Here is a 15,744-nt window from a genome sequence, read left to right as displayed (position 1 = left end):
CATGCGCAGCCCGGCCTGTAAATACCAGCAACCCGATTTCTGGGAGTGGACACTTGGAAAGCAGGATGTGTGGAACGACTTATTTGTTCCTCCGGAGCAGCTTCGGCAGCCTGTTTTTGTCAACGCCTGCATTGCGGATGAGCAGCGTGTCCTGCTCGACAGCAATTGGGCTTGCTACCCAGACACAGAGTCTGTTTTGGGTTTTGTGCAGTATATCTTTCTGCCCACCGTGTTTTACTATGTGCTTCACCCGGAAAATGACCGGCTGATGGTTCCGATTCAGTCTACGGCAGAGCTTTTGGAGATGGTCTATTCTGCCGATTCTCCTCACCGCCTCGCCATGAGCGGCTTTGTATTTGAGCTAAGTTCCATATGGCAGCGCACCGGTGAACAGCAGAAAACGGCACTGTTCCATTTTTGCAGCCGTTTTAATCGCTATTGGCAGCGAAAAGGCTTGCAATTAAGCCTAAACATCTTCTGTTGTGCAGAAGATGTTGCTGCCCACTTAAAAGAACTGGTTTGGTGCGAAGAGCTATTCGAGGAGGAATACGGGTATTCCTATACCCAGCTGGATGAACTTTGCTCCCGATTTGAAACAGAGCCGTTTGCAAAGCATTTGCTGCTGAACTGGCTGAACACCCGGGTCGGCAGCCTAACCTAACTTATCTCTTTCTATTGATAAAAAGCTGAAAAACAACGCCCGGCAGAAAAACTGCTGGGCGTTGTTTTATTGCAAATAGTAGCTATTCATTGGATTTACAAAAAAGTTTTTTCTGGAATCTGCTTAACCAATTGAAAACATCCATTGTCAAATATCCAATCAGTTCAAAACGAGATTCTCTCTTTTGTCGCAGCTTACACAAATGTTGATTATCTTTTCCCCACTTACGCAGCAACCAGTGCCAAGCGAGCTTCATGAATTGAAGAAAAAGCAGAAAGATAACCACTAGAATAAGGGTTTTATATTCGAGCCAATGATTTCGAATAAAAAAGAACAAAACCACTGCTGACAGAATAAAACTGGTCACCCTGCCAATCTGATTTACTCTCATGCTAACTCGTCCTCTCTATAATATAGAAAACGTAGTATGCTTCTACTTTGTAGTATAGCACTCGTAGCAGCTCTATTATTCGATTAAAGAAACTGAAATACATATTGTTTATTAAGTAGGTGATAACAGTTTTAGCCCAACTACTCCGCTAATGATCATCAAAACACACAGCACCTGTGGCAAAGTAATGGCCTCGCGAAACCAAACAATACTAAAAATGAGTGTTCCGGCTGTCCCGATTCCCGTCCAAATTGCGTAAGCGGTTCCAATTGGCAATTCTTTCAGCGAGAGCGAAAGAAAATACATACTTGCAATTAAGCCCACAATTGTTACCGCACTCGGAACCATTTTGCTGAAATTTTCAGACATTTTAAGCCCAACAGCCCAAACGATCTCAAAAAAACCTGCCACCAACAAAAATACCCATTGCATTGTTTTACAACATCTCCTCTCAATTTGCAAAGAAAAAGCCTGGGAAAATCAAATAAGATCTCCCAGGCTTTTATCCTTCCGTGAACACAGTATCTTCTGTGCGTTTTATCTTGGTCCAGCCCGGTAACACCGCGGAACCCTATAAAACTTTGTTTTAGTATAGCAAAAAGAATAGAGTATGTCAATTACTCATTGGGCTGATTTTTTTCATATAAAAGCCGCAGGCCCTCCAACAGCAAGTTGCAGCAGTACACAATATCGCGGTGGCAATACGATATAATATCGCGCGACAGCCCTCCGGTAGCAATCACTCGGCATTTTACGCCTAGCTCTTCTTCGATTCTGTCACATAGACCGTCAATCATTGAGGCTTGTCCGTAAATTATGCCGGAGCGCATACAATCTATTGTGTTATTCCCTATAACATTGCTAGGCGCCTCCATACTAATGGCAGGAAGCTGTGCCGTTCGCGTGGTGAGCGCCTCCATGCTAATACCAACTCCGGGTATCACACAGCCGCCCAGCATACTGCCGTTGGAGTCTATGACGGAAACCGTGGTTGCCGTGCCCATATCCCAAATAATGCAAGGGCCTCCGTATAAAGCAATCGCGGCAACACAGCCAGCCACAAGGTCTGCCCCCATGCTTGGAGGGTTCAGGCGAACATCTAATCCCGTAATGGTATTATCATCTACAACAACAGGTTTGATTTTTGTTAGCTTTTGAATGGCCCTCGTAATATAAACGGTAACTGGCGGAACAACCGAACCGATAATCGCACCGGTAATATCCGTCACCTTTACATCGTATATGTCAAGAATATCGCGCAATTCAATCGCATATTGGTCTTCCATTCGGCTGCGGTCGGTCGCCATTCGCGATACAAATCGAAGCTTCTTGCCTTCGTAACCACCGATCGTAATATTAGTATTGCCGATATCCAGCGTTAAGAGCATGAGTTTAATCCTCCCCCGGTTTTTCACGAAGGTTATTATACCCAAATACGACTAAATACGCAATACCTAAAACGGTTCTCCTTCCGCATTCCCACTGTTTTTCTTGTCGAAAAAGCATACTTTGCATTTTAATTGCTAAATTAGAATCAATATGCAAGAAAAGGTGCATAATTTGCACCTTTTCTCAAACATCTTTTATTTGTAAAATGTATTATTATAAAAATAATATACGAACTGCCCAAACAGACGCTATGTACCCAACTAAATCTGCTGTAAGAGCCGCAGGAATGGTATGGCGGGTCTTTTTAATACCCACCGCGCCAAAATAAACGGCAATGGCATAAAAAGTGGTTTCGGTAGAACCATTCATCACGGAGGCCACTCGCCCAACAAAGCTGTCGGGCCCATAATCCCGGAACAGTTGTAACAAAAGTGCATTTGAACCGCTGCCGGAAACTGGGCGCATGAGTGCCAGCGGCATAACCTCCGGAGGTAACCCGAGCGCCAGAGCAGCAGGGCGCAAGGCAGACGAAACCAAGTCCAATGCACCGGAAGCACTGAGCATATTCACCGCCAAAATAAGCCCTACAAGAGAAGGAAGTATATCAAAGCATGACATGGCGCCTTCCTTGGCTCCGCTTACAAATACATCAAACACCGGAACCTTTCGGACAAAGCCGAAAATAAGAATAAAGAAAATAGTGGCCGGCACCACCATGCTTCCAATATCAGCCAAGCCTGTCTTCCCGCCTTTCCAGCAGTTTCGCGGTCAAAATCCCGAGCCCCAAGGCAATAATGGAGGCCAGCCAAACCGCCGGTACAATGTCGAAGGGTTGTGCAGAGCCATACTGCTGCCGCAGGGTCCCCATAAAGGTGGGTACCAGCTGAATAGACGCAGTATTAATCACCACAAACATGACCATATTGTTGTCTGCTTCCGTTTTTCTGCCGTTTACCCGGTTCATCTCTTTCATAGCGGCAATCCCCAGCGGGGTTGCCGCGTTGCCCAAGCCAAGCAGATTTGCGGTTATATTCATACAAATCGCCTTCATTGCAGCGCTATCTTTCGGGTATTTGGGGAACAGCGGCCGCAATATAGGGTAGAACATTCGGCTGAGAACTTTCGTGAGTCCCCCCTCATCTGCAATCTTCATCAGTCCCGTCCAAACACACATCATCCCCAGTAAAACAATTACAAGCTGAACCGCGCTTGCCGCACCCGAAAGCACTGCGTCTGAAAGCTCTGGAAGCCGGCCGGTCAGCAGAGCACACACACAGCTAAACAGAATCATTCCTGCCCATATGTAATTCATCATAATTCTTCACCCGTACATACATATGTAGCGTATTCGCATTCCATACCCCAAATACATTTTCCTTGTTTATGAGAGAAAAAAGGTAAAATATTAAGTGTAAATACACAAATTACTGTAATAAAATTAAAGAATAATTCACTGTTTATTGATTGACTTAAATGCCAAAAAAAGGTATTATTAACACGCAATATTACATTATATTGGGACTGTGAATGTTTTGGTGTTAGTGTAAGAGTTTGTGTGAGAAGTTGAAGTGATGTATTTGTGGAGTGAAAAAAGTTAGGATTAGGAGGAATCAACATGAAATCTACGGGGATTGTTCGGCCAGTAGATATGTTCGGGCGTATCGTTCTGCCAAAAGAACTAAGATCTACTCTAAACATTACGGAAAAGGATTCTTTAGAAATCTTTGTGGAGGATTCTGCAATTATTTTAAAGAAGTATCAGCCTTCCTGTATTTTCTGTGGGAGTATGGATCGTATTTCAAATTTCAAGGACCATAATGTATGTCTTAAGTGTGTGGAGCGTTTGTCAAAAAGACTGGACGAAGAGACTGAATAAGTACATTTAAAGCAAGCCCTAAGCGATGAATCAAAATTTGGACAAATCTTTACAGAAGTACATGAAAACTGACTGTTCATGTTTTTCTTGACTTTCCAAATTTCGCACAGTATAATAGGGCTACAATTGAAAACCCATGAGGGAGTAGTTTGCATACGGTTTGTATGCGGTAAGTCAACATAATGGCTATTTAGTCTGGCTTACCTTAATTAACGAGACTCATGTATAACTTTATTGCTATACATGCTATCTCTCAATTTGTATTAAACCCAAGTATAGCGGTACAGCTATACTTGGGTTTTTTGTTTGTAATCATATTTTTAAACGGAGGAAGTAGAATGGGTATTACAGCCTTAGTTTTTTCACTGGGCGCAGTTGTCTTAGCGGAAATGGGAGACAAAACACAGCTATTGGCAATGGCTTTTGCAGCAAAGTACAAAGCCTCGAAAGTTATGATTGGTGTGTTTCTCGCAACTATTCTAAACCATGCGCTTGCCGTGGCCGTAGGCCATATGTTAACACAATTTGACACGATTCAGGTTTGGATTCAGGGAATCGCCGCTTTATCGTTTATCTTCTTTGGTCTTTGGACCATTCGTGGGGACAAGCTCGAGGGTGAAGAAAACAGAACTAGTAAGTACGGGGCAATTGCCACCGTTGCCATTGCATTCTTTATTGCTGAAATGGGTGATAAAACACAGCTCACTACTGTGGCACTTGCCGCGAAATTCCCCACAAATCCGCTTTGGATTTTGGCCGGAACCACCATTGGAATGCTCATTGCAGACGGCATTGGAATTGTAATTGGCGTTGTATTGTGTAAGAGAATTCCCGAGCGTACCGTTAAGCTGATTTCGGCTGCTGTATTTATCTTCTTTGGTTTCCTTGGTAGCTACCAGGTAATGAGAAGCGATTTGGCTTTGAGCACCGATGTAATCATGCTGGTTATGACACTGCTCTACGCACTTACAGCTGCTTGCACTCTTTACCTTATCAGAAAAGAAAAAAGCGAAGAAGTAGCCGATTCTCTCCCGGCAGCGTGCTGTCAGGTAAACGAGAAAATCTAACCCTTTATCTCTTTTTGTTAAAACCGAAGTATTACTTTATATTTTAAAAATACAGGGCCCGGTAGTTATTATACCGGGCTCTTTTTCATTGCTATTCAGCAATTTATGACGGTATTTCTTGAAAATCGCACATCCGCATAAAAATATCGAATATCCTTAAAAAATGGTATCAATGAATTTTTTAAGGTCAAAAAGAAAGACACAGAGCCAGTTTTAAAAAAGATTTATTAAAAATTGCTTTTAGAGTTATTGATTTTTACTTCTTAAGCTGTTATTCTGAAAGCAGTATTCGAAACAAAGAAGCGCGAATTTTCCACCGGACCGGCAGCATTTGTTTTATTGCAATTTGCAAAAGGAGTGGCTCAATTGAGGGAAATTGCAAAACCAATATGGGATTGGCAAACGCCTCACCGCCAACAGCTTGAGAAACTTGCAGAGGATTCTTACCGAGAATTTAGCCAAAAGCTCCTTCCCGGAACGTCAAACATATTAGGAGTGCGTCTCCCTATTCTGCAATCTCTGGCAAAGCAGATTGCCAAAGGAGATTGGCGTGAATACCTTTCGCGCGCTACGGACGAAACTTTTGAAGAAATTATGCTACAAGGTCTTGTTCTGGGCAATGCCAACGCGGACACCAAAGAGCTGTTTAATCGTACGGTAAATTTTGTGCCCAAAATAGACAATTGGTCGGTTTGCGACAGCTTTTGTGCTAGTTACAAGTTGGCAAAAAAGCAACCAGACGCCATTTGGGAGTTTCTCTCCCCGTACATTCAGTCCGAGCTTGAATTTGAGTGCCGCTTTGGAGTGGTAATGCTGCTTAATTACTACGCCAGCGAAAAAAACACACCTCGCACACTTATTCAATTAAGCCGAACCAAAGCAACCGGTTATTATGCCAAAATGGCGGTTGCGTGGGCAGTCTCAGTTTGCTTTGTGAAAAACCCTGAGGCTACGCTCCCATATTTAAAGCAGCCGGTATGGGATGATTTTACTCATAACAAAGCAATACAAAAGATACTCGAATCCAACCGCGTACCCTCGGAAAGCAAAAGCCTGTTACGTAGTTTGAAGCACTCTGTATAAGTACGCAGTTTTATAACACAGATACAATGATGAGGACAAAGGAGGCCTATTATGGAACCGCAGTTAGATCTGGCAATTGACTGTACCTACGCCGATTCCGACATGCCGATTCAACAGTTATACTTTAATGTATATCGTCAGATTTACATTAAGCACGGAAAAATTAAGCTAACAGTTAACGGAGCAAATTATATTATTTCTGCGGGACATATGTTCTTTTTCAGCAATTTAGATGAATGTTCATTAGAGGTTCTGGAAGCACCGTACCAGCGTTACCTTGTAACAATTCAGCCACTGAAGATTCATCACATTCTGTACGACAGCCCCCTTATGTCTGTTTTTCAGCACCATTCCGACGAGAGCTTCCCTACTTTTGATTTAACCGATTGCCAAGAAGAAGCTGAGAATTTATTCGAAAATATGGCTCGTGAAAGCGCACGTTTCCGCCCTTACCGGGGCGATTACATGGTGTCGTTTTTACAGCAGTCCCTTATTATGGCCTATCGCCGTGCGGAAGGGCAATTTTCTTCGTATGATGGCCGGCATTCTTCCCATATTTATGAGGTTAAAAAGTACTTGGAAGAACATTGCCTGGAAGACATTCAAATTAAGGATTTGGCGGAGCAATTTTATATCAGTGTATACTATTTGTCGCACAGCTTTAAAAACATGACTGGGTACAGCCCTAAACAGTTTTTGCTGATGAATCGGCTCTCTTATGCCAAAGACCTGCTTTGGAACACCAAAAAGCCGATCGCGCAAATTGCGGTGGAATGTGGTTTTGGGAATGCCAATAATTTTATTCGTGCATTTAAAAAGCATACAGGGGCAGCTCCCGGTAAATTCCGTTCCTCTACGACCTCTGGTAATCAATTGTAATACATAGCGTATTATCTAAAGATAAAAAATCCCCGCCGTATGGCGGGGATTTTTCTATGCTTCCATTTATATTATTTACGGTAATAGCCTACCAAGAGAGCACCGGGGCCCGCATGGGTACCTACCACGCTTCCCATAATCAGGGTTTGCCCTTCTCCAAGCTCTTGCTTGAGCAGCTCCAAATCGGACGAATTAAAGCTGTGAGAATATGCAATCGGTTTCGAGGAGTCAAAATCCGGCAGCTCACGTAAATGGCGCACAACAAAATCAAGTGCTTTTTTCATGCCACGCTCTTTTCCAATTACCTCAAGAACGCCGTCCTTTACCATGATAATCGGTTTAATGCCAAGCAGATTACCCAGCGTACCTTTGGTGCTGGAAAGCCGCCCTCCCTTTACCAAATACTTCATTGTATTGAAAACTGCCAGCATTTCCACCTGCTTTGTTAACTCTGTGATATGCTCGGCAATTTCTTTTCCGCTCTTACCTTCATCGCGCAGACGAACCGCTTCATTAACCAGCAGAGCCGCACCGGCTGAAACGGTTAACGAGTCGATTGGGTAAATATCCTCTCGCCCGCTTTCTTCCTTTGCAATAACAGCAGACTGGTATGTTCCGCTGAGCTTTTGCGCAATGTAAATCCCTACAATTTCATCGTTGGGGTATTCTGCGTATACATCCAAAAAGCTTTGGGGGCTTACCTGTGTTGTAGTTGGCATTTCTGCCTCGGTATTCAACATTTCGTAAAACTGTTCTTCTGTGATGTTAAATTTATCAATATACTGACGATCACCAAAATGCACCGTCAATGGAACAATTCGAACTCCGAGGCGCTCGGCCTCCTCCCGCGATAGATCTGCCGTACTATCGATTAATATCTGAACGCTCATGCTGTATTCCGCCTTCCTTTTTTTGTTCAAAAAAACGACTTAAGGTTTTTAGTGATGCCAGAAGAGAATTTAAGCTTTCTTCGGTTAAAGAATTACCAATCATTTGAACCATCTCTTTGTGAAACAAGCGGTGCTGGAGTTCAGCTCGCTCCCCCTTGGGGGTTAAAATAATCCAAACGAGGCGGCGGTCTTGCTCGCTGCTCTGGCGTTCTAAGCACCCTTTTGTAACCAAAACACCAATCGCCGTAGTAAGTGCACCCGTGCTGATTCCAAGCTTTGCTGCAATTTTAGACATCGTGTTTTGCTGCAAAAGCTGCATTTGAGCTACAGCCTCCAATATGTGCAGTTCTTTCATGCTCAGACCGATAGTATCGCCGGCAGAAAGCGCCGCTTCCTCATATTGCAGTATTCGGTTAAAGGTCTCTACAAAGAAGTAATTTAACTCCTCCTGCTGCTCAAAATTCACGAAATAGTGCTCCTTATAAAACTTTTAATATAAAAGTATTTTACCGGAAAATAGAAGCTCCTGTCAAGTAATCAAAAATATTACTTTACTTGTCGTAGTAGTTATGCTATACTCAAATTACTTCAACAGACGTAGTAATAAAAGGAGGAAAAATTTTGATTAGCAGCGACATTATGCGCGGCTACAACGATATAATGATTTTGTTTCTTTTGCTTGAACACGACTCCTATGGGTACGAAATATCAAAAGAGATTCAAACCCGTACTAACGAGGTTTACAGCATGAAAGAAACAACCTTGTATTCGGCGATTAACCGGCTTGAGAAAAACGGTTATATTGCCAGCTACCACGGCTCCGAATCCTTTGGAAAGCCGCGCACCTATTTTACCATTACGAATGCCGGGCGAGCATATTACCGTGAAAAATGCAGCGAGTGGAAGCTCACCAGACAAATTGTGGACTATTTTACCAGTGAGAAAGAGGAGATTAGCAATGAGCATGAATAAGATTCGCAATTATGTAGAGAATTCCTTTGCTTCCCTGCCCCGCACCAAAGAGGTTGCCGAAGTAAAAATGAACATTATTGAAAGCATGGAGGAACGGTACCAAACTTTAATTGCAGAAGGTAAAAACGAGAATGAAGCACTGGGCGCCGTGATTGCAGAATTTGGCAGCATGGATGAAATTCGCCAGGAGCTGGGCATTACGGAAGAACAAAACAGCATTCCTCTTACAGAAGAAAACTACCCTCGCTCAATTCCAGAAGACTTGCTACGAGCCTACACAGCGTTTCGCAGCCAATTTGCCATTGCGGTAACAGCCGGTGTTATTCTCTGTATTCTTGCGGTAGTGATGCAACAAGTATTTGAATCTATTTTTGGGAACGGAGCATTATCAGCGATAGTCTTTTTGCTATTGATTGCTGCCGCGGTAGGGCTTTTTGTTTATTTTGGGATGCAAAAAGCGTACTGGGAAGAACAAATTGCCTATTATCAATCAATCGGTACACCTCCCTCTACGAACACACACATTGCTAAAGCTAAAAAAAACGATACTCTTTCTGAGCGGCTCTGCGGTGCAATTATGCTTCTTGCCACTGCTTTTTTCCTGCTAATTGGTTTCTTGTTTGACATGTGGCACCCGGGCTGGGTGGTGTTCCCCATTGCTGGAATCCTGTGTGGTGTTGTAACGGTTTTAATTGGAGATAAATCTTAATCTCTAAAAAATAAATGTGATTACCCTCTTGACAATCTGGAGTCTATCGAATAATATGATAGCAACAGAAAAAATGCTTTGATAGGGACACGAATGCGGAATACCGCCCTTACAGAGAGCTGCCGGATGGTGCGAGGCAGCGGGCGCCCCACAGGACATCACCCTTGAGCAGACGGCCGAACCCATAAAGGGTAGTAAGCTGAGTCCGGGTTTCCTCCGTTAACGGGAAGCATATTGTTAGATATGCAGTGAGACGCTGCCAGAACGGCAGCAATACAGAGTGGTACCGCGGGAGCTTAACGCCCTCGCCTCTGGGAAACCGGAGGCGGGGGCTTTTTTATTTGCCTTTCCGCCGAAATGAAATGAAATGCAGGAGGAAAAGAACATGCTGTTAACTGGCGCGCAGATTATTATGGAGTGTTTACTCGAACAAGATGCCACCACCATTTTTGGGTACCCGGGTGGGGCGGTACTAAACATTTACGATGCCCTGTACGAGTACCGGGAAAAAATTAACCACATTGAAACCTCTCATGAGCAGGGTGCTGCCCATGCTGCGGATGGATTTGCCCGCGCCAGCGGAAAAACAGGTGTTTGCCTTGCTACCTCTGGCCCCGGCGCAACCAATCTTGTAACCGGCATAGCTACCGCCTATATGGATTCCGTTCCCATGGTTGCCATTACTGGTAATGTAACCATTGACCTTTTGGGGTTAGATAGCTTTCAGGAGGTTGACATTACCGGTATTACCATGCCGATTACAAAACACAACTTCATTGTAAAAGATGTAAGCGATTTGGCCTCTACCCTACGTGAAGCATTCCGAATAGCAGAAAGCGGACGCAAAGGCCCTGTGCTAGTTGATATTCCCAAAGATGTAACAGCGCACAAATACGAATTTACACCTCTGCAGCTCAACCAGACCCATCAAGCCACCACACTGGATGAAAGCCGATTTGAGCAAGTATTGGAGCTGCTTTCCCAATGCGAGCGCCCCTATGTTTATGCCGGCGGCGGCATTATTTCAGCCGAGGCGTCGAACGCTCTGCATGAGTTTGTTGAACTACTGGATGCTCCTGTCTCCTGCTCTTTAATGTGCCAAGGCGGGTTCGACCAAACCAACGAGCGTTACCTTGGAATGCTCGGCATGCACGGAACAGTTCCCTCTGCAATGGCCCTGAAGGAATGTGATGTACTCTTTGCTGTGGGCACCCGTTTTTCAGACCGTGTGATTTGCAATGCGGACTTATTCGCGCGCGGCTGCCGCGTGGTTCACATTGATATTGACTCCGCAGAGTTCAATAAAAACATTAACGCAGACTTTCGCCTGAAAGGCGATGCCCGCAGTATCTTAGAAAAGCTTGTTTGCGAGCTTAAACCCGCTAGCCACCCCGAATGGATGGAGCAGGTAAAGGCGTGGAAACAGGAGTACCCACTGGTTCAAAAATCCAACTGCGAGGGCGGAGTAACGCCACAATACCTGCTTGAAACCCTGGCAGAACTGGGCGGCGAAGACCTTATTCTTTCTACCGAAGTTGGACAGCACCAAATGTGGACAGCACAATACTTTCCTTTCCAGAAGCCTCGCCGTATGATTACCTCTGGAGGGCTTGGAACCATGGGCTTCGGCCTGGGAGCAGCACTTGGTGCGCAAGTGGCAAAGCCTGAGCTGCGAGTGGTAAACGTAGCGGGTGACGGCAGCTTCCACATGAACTGTGCCGAGCTATCAACTGCCGCAAAGTACAACATTCCCATCATTGAGCTCATCATGAACAATAATGTTTTAGGTATGGTTCGCCAATGGCAAAAATTATTTTACGATGGCCGCTTTTCACAAACAACACTGAATAAACCAACCAATTATGAACTGTTGGCAGAAGCCTTTGGTGTAAAAGCTTTTACCATTCGCACTTGCTACGATGTTGAATCAGTTCTAATGCAAGCTCTGGAACACAAAGGGCCGTGCCTCATCAATTGCCTTATCAACAGTGACTTTAATGTTCTTCCCATGGTTCCCGCAGGCTCTGGAGCGGAAGAACTCATTTTGGAAATCGACGAAAAGGAGCAGCAGCAATGAGCGAATCAAATACAACCGAATACATCTTGTCGGTACGTGCAAAAAACACCCCTGGCGTTCTATTGCGTATCTCCGGCCTATTTAGCCGCCGGTGCTATAACATCATTAGCATTGTGGCCGCACAAACAGAGGATGAGCAGTATTCTGAAATGATTATTGTTGTGAAAGGCGACGATCGTATTGTGCGTCAGGTAGACAAACAGCTGAGTAAGCTCGAAGAAATTGAACAGGTCACTGTTTTAAAGCGAGATAGTGCCGTTGTGCGCGAGCACCTGTTGTTGCGCATTCGCCGCACACCGGAAAACAGCGAATTCCTCGTTACGCTAGCAAACGCATTCCACGCATCCATTCTACAGGTATCCCCCACCACAATGATTTTAGAGCTGGTAGGTGACGCCACAGCACTAAACAGCTTGATAGAGCTGTGCAAGCCGTACCAAATTGAGCAAATTCTGCGCACAGGAGCAATGGCCATGAGCACACAAGGGGGAGAAACATGCTAACCTTAGATAAAATATACCATGCCGCATTTGTACTAAAAGATGTAATCCGACAAACCGATCTAATCTATGCACCGAAAATCGGCGACGATTGTGAAGTATACCTGAAAACAGAGAATCTTCAGGTAACCGGCTCTTTTAAGGTTCGCGGCGCTTACTATAAGATGTCTCGACTCAGTGATGAAGAAAAGGCGCAGGGAGTAATTGCCTGCTCGGCGGGAAACCATGCGCAGGGAGTTGCTCTAGCTGCATCCCGAATCGGTATTCCCTCCTGCATTTGCATCCCCAATTCCGCCCCCATTTCCAAAGTAGAGGCAACCCGTTCGTACGGTGCCAAGGTGGAATTGGTAGACGGCGTATACGATGACGCTTACCGCCGTGCGCTCCAGCTTCAGGAGGAAAGCGGAAGTACCTTTATTCACCCGTTTGACGATGAAGATGTGATGGCAGGTCAGGGAACCATTGGGCTTGAGATTTTAAGCCAATTACCGGATGTTGACGCAGTAATTGTACCGGTTGGTGGCGGCGGGCTTATCTCTGGCGTTGCGTATGCCATTAAGTCGCTCAACCCAAACTGCAAGGTATATGGCGTACAATCCAGCGGTGCTCCCTCAATGGTGCAGGCGCTGGCACACCACCAGGTGGAATGCCTGAACGGTGTATGCACCATTGCAGACGGCATTGCCGTAAAGCAACCGGGAGACTTAACGTATTCCATCTGCAACCAGTATGTGGATGAAGTTGTAACCGTAACAGATGACGAAATTTCAACTGCTATTTTAACCCTCATTGAACAGCAAAAGCTGATTGCGGAGGGAGCAGGTGCCGTCGCAGTAGCAGCCGCCCTGTTTCATAAGCTGGATTTAAAAGGGAAAAAAGTGGTGTGTCTTGTTTCAGGCGGCAATATTGATGTTACAATTCTTTCTCGCATTATCAACCGCGGTTTATTAAACGCCGGCCGCTCCTGCGACATGACTCTTGAGTTAATCGACAAACCCGGCCAGCTCAAAGAGGTTTCCGCCATTATTGCTGATCTGGGCGGCAATGTAGTTGCAGTTCGCCACGACCACTCAGGTGAGGGAAGCGACATTAACGGCTGTACTCTGCGCATCGTAATGGAAACACGCAATCACCAGCACATTGCCGAAATTCGCGAGGCTTTAGAAGCTGCTGGTTATAAAATGGTGGAACATTAATCATTGAAATGAATAGACAAAAAATGGCGGCTCCCCACTCCTTACGGTGCGGGAACCGCCTTTTTTCTTGCAGCCAAATAAAAAAGGCTGCCTAAAGTAACAACAGAACACATCAGTCTTTTTTGTATTTCATTCTGGTAGCCATTCCGCCACGAATATGGCGCTGGGCTTTGTTGATCTCCAGTACATTCTTTACTTCTTTGTACAGCTGCGGATCAACATATTTCAGACGTTCCGCTACATCTTTATGTACAGTGGATTTGCTGACACCGAATTTTTTCGCGGCTTTGCGAACGGTCGCGTTGTTTTCTATGATGTATTCTCCCAGCTCTACGGCTCGCTCTTCTACTATGCCTTTCACAGCTCTGCCTCCCAAACTAATCTGATTGGTTATAGATATGCGGCCGTGAAACAGAATATGAAAACAACCTGCGAAGAAAGCAGTTTCTTTCGCTCATACTCTCATTAAATCTTCTGAACAATTGTATTTTGCTCGCATGTATGTTATAACTAACAAAGAAGATCCCACCGCAATCTATAAAACGAAAAAATGCACCTGCATTCTTCAGTATGCATATATGGAGGTTTCATTATATGAAAGTAAGTCATATCATTATGAAGGTTGGCAACTTACAAAAAGCGGTGGAAAAATACCGTGAAATGGGATTCACTGTGGAATATGGCTCGGCAAAAAATCCTTACAATGCGATTATTTATTTTTCTGACGGCCCTTATCTCGAGCTTTTAGCCTCTACCGGTATGCCATCTTTTGTAAAACGCATGATGCGTTTGTTTGGCAAATCCGAGCTGGCAGAGCGCATGGACACATGGGATTCTCATACAGAGGGGCCTTGCGGACTTGCATTGGAAACTTACGAAAAAAATTTTAACCGGGAGAAGAAATTATTAAATCAGGCAAACGAACCATACGTGGAAATGCCCTCCCGCAGAAACGATACCAAAGGGCGAAAGCTTCGTTTCACCTGCCTGTTCCCAAACAATTTGCAAATACCATTTTTAATGACGTATTTTAACATTGACCCCAAGCCCCAAAATTTTGTTCACCCGAATGGAGCAAAAAGAATTCGCAGCGTTGCATTTGGCACAAGTAAAGAATACATGCCGCTTATTTGCGCGTTGTGTGAAGACCCGACCTTAGTTTTGTTTGAGGGAAATCAAATTCATAGCATTGTACTCGAATACAATACGGGAGAAACACACATACTGCCCCAAAACTAAAAGCACCGGAGTAGACTTGTATCGTCCACTCCGGTGCTTTTTTCTGTTATGTGTTCATTTTATCTAATCTATTTTGATTTCCAAATAGTGTCCTGATAAGTTACAACCTTAACCGTTTTTAATTTCTAAATATGCTTTCACCAGTCTGACGCACTGATCCCAAGAAAGCTGGCTGCTATTAAAGCTTAAATCGTAATTGTCCGCGTCTTTCCAATGCTTGCGGGTAAAATATTCATAGTACTCTGCACGGCGCTTATCAATTTTCTGAATAAGGCGGCGAAGCTCCGCATCCGAAAGATTGGGGTGGAATGCTCTTGCCCGCTCCACACAGGACTCCATCGGTGCATGAACATATAACTTTAATACATGGTCCATATCTCGCAGAATATAATCCGCGCAGCGACCAATTATCACACAAGACTGCTCAGCCGCAAGCTCACGAATCACCTTAGACTGTAATTGGAACAGATTATTGTTCGATACAAAATCTTCGCTGTCTGGCGGAATCAGCTCACCGGAATACGATTTGCGAAAAGCCTTCCACAGCATGGTGCCTTTTATAGTTTCATCCGCTTCTGCAAACAGCGTTTCATTAATTCCGCTTTCGTCTGAAGCCAATCGAAGTAGCTCTCTGTCGTAAAACGGAACGCCCAGCTCTTCCGCCAGTAATTTACCGATGGTTCTGCCACCGCTGCCATACTCACGTGCAATTGTAATGACAAACTTATTCATCGTATCACTCTCCTGCCTGATTCCAAGGTATATTATCTATTTCCAGTATAAGGGATTCTAAGGCCTTGGTCAACACTAAAGCA

Annotated in this window: 19 protein-coding genes and 1 riboswitch; of the genes, 11 read left to right on the top strand and 8 right to left on the bottom strand. The window is 44.6% G+C overall.

Annotation, left to right across the window (positions count from 1 at the left end; genetic code table 11):
* The first annotated feature begins 1 nt into the window (after position 1).
* Complete coding sequence (locus tag E7L17_RS07665) at positions 2-661, top strand: hypothetical protein (RefSeq protein ID WP_316322670.1); 660 nt, start codon at positions 2-4, stop codon at positions 659-661.
* A 502-nt stretch (positions 662-1,163) separates the two neighbouring features.
* On the opposite strand, the gene E7L17_RS07660 is transcribed toward E7L17_RS07665, so the two are convergent.
* The 4 genes from E7L17_RS07660 to E7L17_RS07645 all read right to left on the bottom strand — a co-directional run bounded on the left by E7L17_RS07660 (position 1,164) and on the right by E7L17_RS07645 (position 3,756).
* On the bottom strand, positions 1,164-1,484 hold the full coding sequence (locus tag E7L17_RS07660; protein ID WP_316322669.1) for a multidrug efflux SMR transporter: 321 nt from the start codon (positions 1,482-1,484) through the stop codon (positions 1,164-1,166).
* Between the two features lie 57 nt (positions 1,485-1,541).
* Positions 1,542-1,638, bottom strand: a riboswitch (guanidine-I (ykkC/yxkD leader).
* A 31-nt stretch (positions 1,639-1,669) separates the two neighbouring features.
* Positions 1,670-2,440: a type III pantothenate kinase gene (locus E7L17_RS07655; RefSeq protein WP_316322668.1), complete on the bottom strand. Its 771-nt coding sequence runs from the start codon at positions 2,438-2,440 to the stop codon at positions 1,670-1,672.
* Between the two features lie 214 nt (positions 2,441-2,654).
* Entirely contained in the window at positions 2,655-3,176 is a 522-nt protein-coding gene (locus E7L17_RS07650) for a spore maturation protein (protein ID WP_316322667.1), read from the bottom strand.
* Positions 3,169-3,756: a nucleoside recognition domain-containing protein gene (locus tag E7L17_RS07645; RefSeq protein ID WP_316322666.1), complete on the bottom strand. Its 588-nt coding sequence runs from the start codon at positions 3,754-3,756 to the stop codon at positions 3,169-3,171. Before E7L17_RS07645 ends, E7L17_RS07650 begins: the two co-directional genes overlap by 8 nt.
* Positions 3,757-4,056: 300 nt before the next feature.
* On the opposite strand from E7L17_RS07645, the gene E7L17_RS07640 reads away from it, so the two are divergent.
* The 4 genes from E7L17_RS07640 (at position 4,057) to E7L17_RS07625 (ending at position 7,346) form a co-directional block, all read left to right on the top strand.
* Positions 4,057-4,317 carry an AbrB/MazE/SpoVT family DNA-binding domain-containing protein gene (locus E7L17_RS07640; protein ID WP_316322665.1) on the top strand — a complete coding sequence of 87 codons (261 nt, stop codon included), beginning with the start codon at positions 4,057-4,059 and terminating at the stop codon, positions 4,315-4,317.
* Between the two features lie 338 nt (positions 4,318-4,655).
* Positions 4,656-5,384 carry a TMEM165/GDT1 family protein gene (locus tag E7L17_RS07635; protein ID WP_316322664.1) on the top strand — a complete coding sequence of 243 codons (729 nt, stop codon included), beginning with the start codon at positions 4,656-4,658 and terminating at the stop codon, positions 5,382-5,384.
* A 366-nt stretch (positions 5,385-5,750) separates the two neighbouring features.
* The gene (locus tag E7L17_RS07630; RefSeq protein ID WP_316322663.1) at positions 5,751-6,467 is read left to right on the top strand and encodes a DNA alkylation repair protein; all 717 of its coding nucleotides are present in this window, start codon (positions 5,751-5,753) and stop codon (positions 6,465-6,467) included.
* A 51-nt stretch (positions 6,468-6,518) separates the two neighbouring features.
* Complete coding sequence (locus E7L17_RS07625; protein ID WP_316322662.1) at positions 6,519-7,346, top strand: AraC family transcriptional regulator; 828 nt, start codon at positions 6,519-6,521, stop codon at positions 7,344-7,346.
* A 71-nt stretch (positions 7,347-7,417) separates the two neighbouring features.
* Here E7L17_RS07625 and E7L17_RS07620 read toward each other — a convergent pair whose 3' ends face one another.
* Entirely contained in the window at positions 7,418-8,236 is an 819-nt protein-coding gene (locus E7L17_RS07620; protein WP_316322661.1) for a DegV family protein, read from the bottom strand.
* On the bottom strand, positions 8,211-8,702 hold the full coding sequence (locus tag E7L17_RS07615; protein ID WP_316322660.1) for a MarR family winged helix-turn-helix transcriptional regulator: 492 nt from the start codon (positions 8,700-8,702) through the stop codon (positions 8,211-8,213). Before E7L17_RS07615 ends, E7L17_RS07620 begins: the two co-directional genes overlap by 26 nt.
* 155 nt (positions 8,703-8,857) lie before the next feature.
* Here E7L17_RS07615 and E7L17_RS07610 point away from each other — a divergent pair, with 155 nt between their 5' ends.
* From E7L17_RS07610 to ilvA, 5 genes are all read left to right on the top strand, one after another.
* Complete coding sequence (locus E7L17_RS07610; protein ID WP_316322659.1) at positions 8,858-9,208, top strand: PadR family transcriptional regulator; 351 nt, start codon at positions 8,858-8,860, stop codon at positions 9,206-9,208.
* Complete coding sequence (locus tag E7L17_RS07605) at positions 9,195-9,917, top strand: permease prefix domain 1-containing protein (RefSeq protein WP_316322658.1); 723 nt, start codon at positions 9,195-9,197, stop codon at positions 9,915-9,917. Before E7L17_RS07610 ends, E7L17_RS07605 begins: the two co-directional genes overlap by 14 nt.
* Positions 9,918-10,302: 385 nt before the next feature.
* Positions 10,303-11,994: a biosynthetic-type acetolactate synthase large subunit gene (gene ilvB / locus E7L17_RS07600; protein WP_316322657.1), complete on the top strand. Its 1,692-nt coding sequence runs from the start codon at positions 10,303-10,305 to the stop codon at positions 11,992-11,994.
* Positions 11,991-12,497: an acetolactate synthase small subunit gene (gene ilvN / locus E7L17_RS07595; protein ID WP_316322656.1), complete on the top strand. Its 507-nt coding sequence runs from the start codon at positions 11,991-11,993 to the stop codon at positions 12,495-12,497. The genes ilvB and ilvN overlap by 4 nt, the downstream gene beginning before the upstream one ends.
* Entirely contained in the window at positions 12,491-13,690 is a 1,200-nt protein-coding gene (gene ilvA, locus E7L17_RS07590; protein WP_316322655.1) for a threonine ammonia-lyase, read from the top strand. The genes ilvN and ilvA overlap by 7 nt, the downstream gene beginning before the upstream one ends.
* A 112-nt stretch (positions 13,691-13,802) precedes the next feature.
* On the opposite strand, the gene spoIIID is transcribed toward ilvA, so the two are convergent.
* Positions 13,803-14,051, bottom strand: a complete 249-nt coding sequence (gene spoIIID / locus E7L17_RS07585) for a sporulation transcriptional regulator SpoIIID (RefSeq protein ID WP_009066041.1) — start codon at positions 14,049-14,051, stop codon at positions 13,803-13,805.
* A gap of 233 nt (positions 14,052-14,284) precedes the next feature.
* Here spoIIID and E7L17_RS07580 point away from each other — a divergent pair, with 233 nt between their 5' ends.
* Complete coding sequence (locus E7L17_RS07580) at positions 14,285-14,929, top strand: VOC family protein (protein ID WP_316322654.1); 645 nt, start codon at positions 14,285-14,287, stop codon at positions 14,927-14,929.
* Between the two features lie 108 nt (positions 14,930-15,037).
* Here E7L17_RS07580 and E7L17_RS07575 read toward each other — a convergent pair whose 3' ends face one another.
* Positions 15,038-15,661 (bottom strand): cytidylate kinase-like family protein, encoded by a 624-nt coding sequence (locus tag E7L17_RS07575; RefSeq protein ID WP_316322653.1) that lies wholly within the window; start codon positions 15,659-15,661, stop codon positions 15,038-15,040.
* Between the last annotated feature and the right edge of the window lie 83 nt (positions 15,662-15,744).

The sequence above is a fragment of the Clostridium sp. genome (assembly GCF_032576335.1).
Lineage (GTDB): Bacteria > Bacillota > Clostridia > Oscillospirales > Acutalibacteraceae > Faecalispora.
Note: the sequence above shows the minus strand (reverse complement) of the source record. Positions and strands in the feature narration are given on the sequence as shown.